The sequence below is a fragment of the Shewanella maritima genome, assembly GCF_004295345.1.
Lineage (GTDB): Bacteria > Pseudomonadota > Gammaproteobacteria > Enterobacterales > Shewanellaceae > Shewanella > Shewanella maritima.
Map to the genome: position 1 here is coordinate 2,304,950 of NZ_CP036200.1, position 7,551 is coordinate 2,312,500.

General features: G+C 44.2%; 4 protein-coding genes, 1 tRNA gene and 2 rRNA genes (1 of these 7 running past the window's edge). 2 read left to right on the top strand and 5 right to left on the bottom strand.

The window, feature by feature from the left end; genetic code table 11:
• Positions 1–80: 80 nt before the first annotated feature.
• Positions 81–1,088, bottom strand: a complete 1,008-nt coding sequence (gene add, locus EXU30_RS09825; protein WP_130599607.1) for an adenosine deaminase — start codon at positions 1,086–1,088, stop codon at positions 81–83.
• Between the two features lie 208 nt (positions 1,089–1,296).
• Between add and EXU30_RS09830 the strand changes: the two genes are divergently transcribed.
• Both EXU30_RS09830 and EXU30_RS09835 read left to right on the top strand, forming a co-directional pair.
• Positions 1,297–3,153, top strand: a complete 1,857-nt coding sequence (locus EXU30_RS09830; RefSeq protein ID WP_130599609.1) for a DUF885 domain-containing protein — start codon at positions 1,297–1,299, stop codon at positions 3,151–3,153.
• A gap of 140 nt (positions 3,154–3,293) precedes the next feature.
• The gene (locus EXU30_RS09835) at positions 3,294–4,277 is read left to right on the top strand and encodes an alpha/beta fold hydrolase (RefSeq protein WP_130599611.1); all 984 of its coding nucleotides are present in this window, start codon (positions 3,294–3,296) and stop codon (positions 4,275–4,277) included.
• Here the strand turns inward: EXU30_RS09835 and EXU30_RS09840 are convergent.
• From EXU30_RS09840 to EXU30_RS09855, 4 genes are all read right to left on the bottom strand, one after another.
• On the bottom strand, positions 4,231–6,717 hold the full coding sequence (locus EXU30_RS09840; RefSeq protein WP_242620378.1) for a putative bifunctional diguanylate cyclase/phosphodiesterase: 2,487 nt from the start codon (positions 6,715–6,717) through the stop codon (positions 4,231–4,233). The genes EXU30_RS09835 and EXU30_RS09840 overlap by 47 nt on opposite strands.
• A 271-nt stretch (positions 6,718–6,988) precedes the next feature.
• Positions 6,989–7,065 (bottom strand) — tRNA-Asp (locus EXU30_RS09845).
• Positions 7,066–7,153: 88 nt separating this feature from the next.
• Positions 7,154–7,269: ribosomal RNA gene (rrf, locus tag EXU30_RS09850) — 5S ribosomal RNA — on the bottom strand.
• 150 nt (positions 7,270–7,419) lie between these two features.
• Positions 7,420–7,551 (bottom strand): 23S ribosomal RNA (locus tag EXU30_RS09855) (it continues 2,757 nt past the right edge of the window).

The following is a 7,551-nucleotide window of genomic DNA, read 5'->3' on the forward strand; positions in this document are numbered from 1 at the left end:
GATAGCTGGCTTTTTTAATGTTTGAGCGTGAAGATGACAACAGGTTGTATGGCGATCTTCACCTATAAACTAAACTTCTGTTAAACCGACTTTGCACGTACCTTGTCGTACAGTGCTTGTTTACTTGCCGCTGACATAAATGCCATTTCAACGCCATTGCGCTGCAGCTGTGCTAACTGCTCGTCAGTTAAACCCATTTCAGATTTCACCACGCGATACTCATGGCCAATATCGATGGCACTTACCCCTGGGTCATCAGTGTTTAGGCCAATACACACTCCGGCATCCATAAACTTAGTCAGAGGGTGAGAGTCATAATCAGCCACAGTTGAAGTATGTAAATTACTGGTTGGGCAAGACTCAATACCAATATTGTTGGCAGCCAGGTACTCCATCAACTTAGGGTCATGGATAGCATTAACACCATGACCAATTCGGGTCGCACCTAAGTCTTGAATCGCTTGCCACATACTTTCAGCACCTGCCGCTTCGCCAGCATGTGCAGTAATCGCTAAACCGGCATCACGTACTTGCTTAAAATGGTCGGTAAACAGCTCTCCTGGAAAACCTAACTCATCACCAGCTAAATCCATCGCTACCAGCTTTTCTTTGTGCGCTAATAGGCCATCTAATTCTTGCTGACAAGCCTGCTGACCAAACGAGCGCGACATAATACCAATGAGGTTGACCTCAACATCAAACTGCTTCAAGCCGGCTTGTACGCCATCAATGACCGCTTCAACCACACCTTCAATTGGCAACTTATGATTCATTGCCATGTAGTAAGGGCTGAACCTCAGTTCGGTGTAATCCAAACCTGATACAGCTGCATCCTCGACGTTTTCATATGCAACGCGTTTCACTGCATCTAAGTCTGCCAATACAGCAACCATCCAATCTAGTTTCTTTAAAAAGTTAACCAGATTGTTCTCTTTGCCCTGAATTTGCACAAAAGGTGCAAGCGTTTCCAGGCTTTGCGCTGGTAGCTCAATACCGTGCTTGTGGCCTAATTCCCAAATGGTATTTACCCTGACATTGCCATCTAAATGACGATGCAAATCAACCAATGGTAGTGTTTTATCGATCATACTTTGCCCCTATACAAAATTTGCTCGCCAGTGGTTTGATTTATCGGTCTGAGCATTGAGCAAGTTTAACATAATAATACAAACACACAGTTCTTTAATTAACATAAAGTGACAATTTTCAGCAGAGTTTTCTGATTCAGTGACATGTTTTTTATGCAAGTATCGGGCATACTCAAGCTATCTGACTCGGAAGTTTTAAGGAATAATAATGCGCGTTTCACTGTTATCACTGCTTGCTGTAGCAGCCATCTCAGGCTGCTCAGTCAATACCACTTCTTTTGAAGCTCAAAAAAATGCTTATGATGCAAAGCGCATTAATCCAACGCAAACTAACCAGGCTAAAAATACTCAAACTGACACAACAAAAGCGATAAAAGCAGCGCCAATTATCGCCAAAGACGTGCAAGACCTAATTGATAAAAGCTGGGCACACACTTTAGCAAGCAATCCAGGTATGGCAGCCCAATTTGGTGATGAATCAGCAAAAGGTAAACTCACAGATATGTCGCCAGAAGCACTTGCCCAGCGCCATATCACCACCAAGAGTTTACTTGATGCAGCCAAAGCGATTGATCGCAGCGAGTTGAGCAATAGCGACCTAATTAATTTGACTATTTTGCAAGACCAACTGCAAAACCAGGTCGATATGTACCGTTTTAAGGATCACTACCTGCCAATCACCGCAGAAAGTGGTTTTCATGCCTACATAGCTTCAATTGCCAATGGCCGTTTTAAAACTTATGCCGACTATCAGCACTATTTAGCCAAATTAGAAGCACTGCCAAATTACTTTGCCCAGCAAACATTCTGGCTTAAACAAGGACTTAGCGTTGGTATTACTCCAGCAAAAGTCACACTAAACGGTTTTGAAAACAGTATTAGCCCTTACATTACCGAGCCTAGTGACAGTGGCTATTACCAACCGTTTGAGCAATTCCCTAAGCATTTTACTAAAGCGCAGCGTGACGAATTAACCCTACAAGGCTTACAAGCAATACGCGATAAAGTCATTCCTAGCTATCAAGCGTTTTATGACTTTATGACTGAGGAATACATTCCTAATGCTCGTGAAGAAATAGCCGCATCGGCTATGCCAGATGGTGAAGCCTTTTACGCTAACCGCGTTAGCTACTACACCACACTAGATATGACAGCAGATGAGGTTCACCAACTAGGACTAAAAGAAGTCGCCCGTATTCGCGCTGAAATGCAGCAAATTATCGATGACGTAGAGTTTAAAGGCAGCTTTGCAGACTTCTTACACTTCCTACGCACCGACCCACAGTTTTACCCAAAAACAGCTGAGGAATTGTTAAAAGAAGCCTCATACATCGCCAAAAAAGCCGATGCCATGTTACCTAAGTACTTTGGTAACCTACCGCGCCAACCTTACGGCATAGCACCAGTTCCAGCAGAAATCGCCCCTAAATATACGACCGGTCGATACTCTGGTTCAAACAGCGATGACCAACCTGGTTATTACTGGGTAAATACTTATGCATTGGAGCAGCGTCCATTGTATGAGCTAGAGGCGCTAACATTGCACGAAGCCGTGCCCGGTCATCATTTACAAATTGCCTTAACTAAAGAGCTGGATAACTTGCCAAACTTCCGTCGCTATAGCTATATCTCGGCATTTGGCGAAGGTTGGGGATTGTATTCTGAATACTTAGGATTAGAAGCAGGCTTCTATCAAGACCCTTATAGCAACTTTGGTCGTTTAACCTATGAGATGTGGCGTGCCGCTCGCCTGGTTGTAGATACTGGTATGCATGCCAAAGGCTGGACACGCCAACAAGCAATCGACTACATGGCAAGTAACACCGCACTGTCAATGCATAACGTCACCACAGAGATTGACCGCTATATCTCATGGCCAGGTCAAGCTCTGTCATACAAGATTGGTGAGTTAACCATTAAGCGCTTGCGAGCAAAAGCCGAAAATGCACTCGGTGAAGACTTTGATATTCGCGCCTTCCACGACGCGGTGTTAGAAAATGGCTCGGTGCCTATGCCGATCCTTGAGCAAATGATTGATCAGTTTATCGCTAAGTATCAATCCTAGCTTTGATTGCCGCTAAGTATAAATGGCCAGCAGCGATTTGCCCCTGCTGGCTTTTTAATATCTATCATTTGCTCAAGGCTTGCGTTGACTCTCTTGCCCAGCCCATAATGAGCCATCCAGGTTGTAACTGATATCCATTAATGACTCAGCGCTTCTCCTCAGAACACGAATTAGATAACCAGCAGCTAACTGACTTCTGGCAACAAGTGTCGCAACAGCAACTCATCTGCCGTGACCAGCTAAAGCTTGCCTACGCTTACATTCATCACCCTGATAACAACAAAGCGATCGTAATAAGCAATGGTCGTGTTGAGTCTTATATCAAATATCGCGAGTTAATGTATGACCTGTATCAGCAAGGATATAGTGTTTATGCAATAGATCACCGGGGGCAAGGATTGTCACAAAGACAAACCAGCAACCCACATCAGGGTTTTGTGGCTAACTTTGATGATTATGTTGATGATTTAGAGTTGTTTGTCGAGCAAGTCGTGCTTCCTCAGCAACACGAGCAACTGTACTTGCTGGCTCACTCAATGGGAAGTGCCATTGCGACCCTATTACTACAACGACAACCAAACTGGTTTAACTCGGCGGTGTTTTCAGCACCCATGTTTGGTATCAAACTGCCAGTACATAAACAATTTATCTTGTGGTTAGCAAGAAGGCTAAACCGTTGCAAATCTCAAGGGGCGCTTTACCATTGCAACTATGTCCTTGGTGGCAGCGATTACGACGCACCTAGCTTTGCTGATAATCACCTAACTCACAGCCAACTTCGCTACCAAGACTACCGCAATACTTATGCGCAAACCCCTAGTGTGCAATTAGGCTCGCCCACCAATCACTGGTTAATTGAAGCCATTGTAGCTGCAGATAAGTGCGTTGAAATCAGCCCTGAAATTAAAACGCCAAGGCTTATCCTGCAGGCAAGCGAAGATAAAATCGTCTGCAACAAAGCTCAAGATGCCAGCCTAAACGACATGTGCCATAAAGTAGTGGTACAGGGCTCGTCCCACGAGGTATTTATTGAGTCTGACTCAATGCGCGACTTTGCGTTAAATAAAGCGCTGTCATTTATGTCACAACACTCAATGACAGCTGCGACTGAATCAACTGCTTAGTGTCGGTGATATTGAGAGGGCGGCTAATAATATAACCCTGGAAGTAGCTACAACGGGCTTGTGTTAATTTGTGAAGCTGCATCTTGTTTTCAATATGTTTGCCGACCACAGGCAAAGATAATTGTCTTGCCAAATCAACTACACCGTTAAGTACGTTGATTGATTCCGTAGAGCTTTCAAGGTTATTTAGATAATGTTGTGACAACTTCACCTGTGAGAAACCTATCCCCTGGATCTGATAAAACGCGCATAAACCAGCACCAAAATCATCCAGCGCGACTTTCAATCCGTGGCGCTGAAGCTCCAATAACTTTAATCTTGCCTCATCAGCATTAACCGAGAAGATGTCGCCTTTAAGCTCAAGCTGAATGTTCTGCAGTTTAACCTTTTTGGACTGGATCTTACTCACCACCATAGAGACAAAGTGGCTTTGATGAAAATGACGCGATGAAATATTGATGGAAATCAGTGGTGCTTGTTGCTCATCTTGCTGTAACTCACGAATTAAGTGGCAAGCTTGTTCAATCGCCAATAACTCCAGTTCAAAAATACTGTCAGACAGCTCGGCAATAGGAATAAATTTTTTCGGCGAAATAAAGCCATGTAATGGGTGATACCAGCGCAGTAAAGCCTCTAACGAATGCAATCGCCCAGCCTGATCGACTACAGGTTGATAAACTAAGGAAATTTGCTCGCTTGCCAACGCCTGTTTGAGCTCATGGCCCAAATCAAATGGGCGCGAATTCTCATCATAATGTGGGTAGTAGATTGCGCAGCCGTTAGAGCGACTATCTTTTGCTTGAACAAGTGCACCATCAGCCCGAGCTAACAAGGTTTGCGGCTCTAATGACTCAATGCCCTCGAATACAACAATACCCACCCGCGCTGAGATCGATAAGTTCTGCTCGGAGACACTGAAGCTACGACCAATTAGCTGTCTAACCTCACTTGCCAACGCCAAGGCACGCTTATTGGCTTGTTCTAACTCCCCACCAAAATTTCGCGCCAGGATCACAAATTCATCAGAGCCAAGGCGAGCCACCGTACCCACATGAGAAAAAGCACCGGTTAGGCGCGCGGCAATTTGAATAAGCAATCTGTCGCCAATCTGCCGACCCAGCGCATCGTTAATCAACTTGAAGTTGTTAAGGTTAATCATTAACAACGCGGAGAACTGGCCGGCCTTGCGGCTGTAGACCTGTAAATCATAAAGCTCATTGGCCAGAGACTCACGGTCAATCAAATCAGTTAAGTTGGACTGACTTGCATTTTTGCTCGGTGCGAGCCGCTGAGTTTTCACGTCACCAGTTACATCAGTAATACTGCCAATAAGCCTTGTTGGGCTGCCTTTTGAGTCCCATTCAACTGTTTTCCCACGATCAAGCACCCAGGTGTAACGTCCAGTTTTGTGCCTAAGACGGTGAACACTTTCATAGTTATCTGTTTTGTTATTGATATAGTTCTGTAAAGTAAGCAGTACCTGAGGTTTATCCTCTGGGTGTAAGCGCGACTCCCACACACTGTAATCATTGTCTAACTCGTAGGCTTGATAACCTAAAATTTCTTTCCAGCGGTCAGAAATAAACACATCACCCGATACTAAATCCCAATCCCATATACCATTGCGAGCCCCCTCTACAGCGAACAACCAACGCTGCTCAGCATCATTGAGGCGCTTGTTACAACGGCTTAGCTTACCGCTTACCAGTTTTAAGTAATCGCGAAGATCGGCGACCTCTTTAGATGGGCTGACAAAATCAGCATCAAAACTATCTTCGCCTACATGCCTAGCACTAGCGCTGAGCCGCTTGAGTGGCTTTACAAGCAACCAGTGAAGCGTAAGACAAAAGAAAATAATCGCTATTAGTCCAGAAGCCTGTACATAGACAAAGCGGGCTAATAGTTGGTCTGAGGCACTAGAAACTAGGCCTGAAATGTCATATTCAAGATAGATAAGGTTAATGGTGTTGGAATAGCTGTAGCGATTGTTACTATTCAAAGGGTAATAGACTTGGATTTCCAGTCGCTCGAAATCAATATCGACAAACGCTTGCTCGTTGGTAACAACATTTTGATGAAGCTGCTCTTGGTATCCCTCAAGTACACTCTTTGCGTTACTCTCACGCCATATAACATGATTGGCGTAATGTATCTCTCCAGACATATCTAGCAGTGCATAAACCTGCATATTAACATCAGTGCCAACCAGGGAAACTTCTTGCTCAATACGCTCTAAATCTTGGTTAGATAAGGCTGACTCAACTACATGGCGCATTCGGAATAAAGAACTAGTAATTTGTTCTGACTTAGATTCGGCAAGGTCTTGCTGCAGTTGACTTCGCTCAACAAAGAACTGGATTGTTACGATCACCGTGAATAGCACCACAACAAAGGTCGGTACCAGTAGGCTCAGGGAGATTTTGGGGAAACGATTCAACATACATCCAATGTAATAGTAAAAGCTAAACAAAATGAATAGCTAACAGAAACTTACCTAACAATAGAATACTGCGTAGGCTCGCTATTAGTCTATAGGGATGAGTCTAAGTATTTTGAATTAAGCACAAAGTTGTAGCTGAAGATTTACAGCAAAGTACCTGTAGGATGTAGCAGCACTTACCTTAAAATCGATTAAAGGAAAACAAACCTAAATGTTGAAACTCGTAAAACGAAAAAAGCCTCATCAATCGATGAGGCTTTTCTCTTTATGTTGGCGGAGCGGACGGGACTCGAACCCGCGACCCCCGGCGTGACAGGCCGGTATTCTAACCAACTGAACTACCGCTCCTTTAGACCGAAGTCTAAATTCTTTTTAAGTCGCTAGCGTGTCAAGGCTAGGGGACTTGCTTTCACTTATCAGTAAAAGCTAATTAGGCGTCTGGAAATGACCTACTCTCACATGGGGAAACCCCACACTACCATCGGCGCGATTGCGTTTCACTGCTGAGTTCGGAATGGATTCAGGTGGGACCACAATGCTATTGTCTCCAGACAAATTTGTTATCTAACCGCTACTTTATTTTTTGTAGCCATTAGATTAATTCGGAAAGCTGTTATTGCTTTTTGTAATTGAGTGTCACTATCTAAGTGCTCTATCTAAAATCTAAGGTTATAACCACCTAGCAAAACCCATCTGGGTTGTATGGTTAAGCCTCACGAGTCATTAGTACATGTTAGCTCAACGCCTCACAACGCTTACACACCATGCCTATCAACGTCCTAGTCTCGAACGGCTCTTTAGAGGTCTTAAAGACCTAGGGATGACTCATCTTAG

Coding starts and splice junctions, on each gene's coding strand:
- add (WP_130599607.1), bottom strand. CDS start 1,088: ATGATCGATAAAACACTACCATTGGTTGATTTGCATCGTCATTTAGAT.
- EXU30_RS09830 (WP_130599609.1), top strand. CDS start 1,297: ATGCGCGTTTCACTGTTATCACTGCTTGCTGTAGCAGCCATCTCAGGC.
- EXU30_RS09835 (WP_130599611.1), top strand. CDS start 3,294: ATGACTCAGCGCTTCTCCTCAGAACACGAATTAGATAACCAGCAGCTA.
- EXU30_RS09840 (WP_242620378.1), bottom strand. CDS start 6,717: ATGTTGAATCGTTTCCCCAAAATCTCCCTGAGCCTACTGGTACCGACC.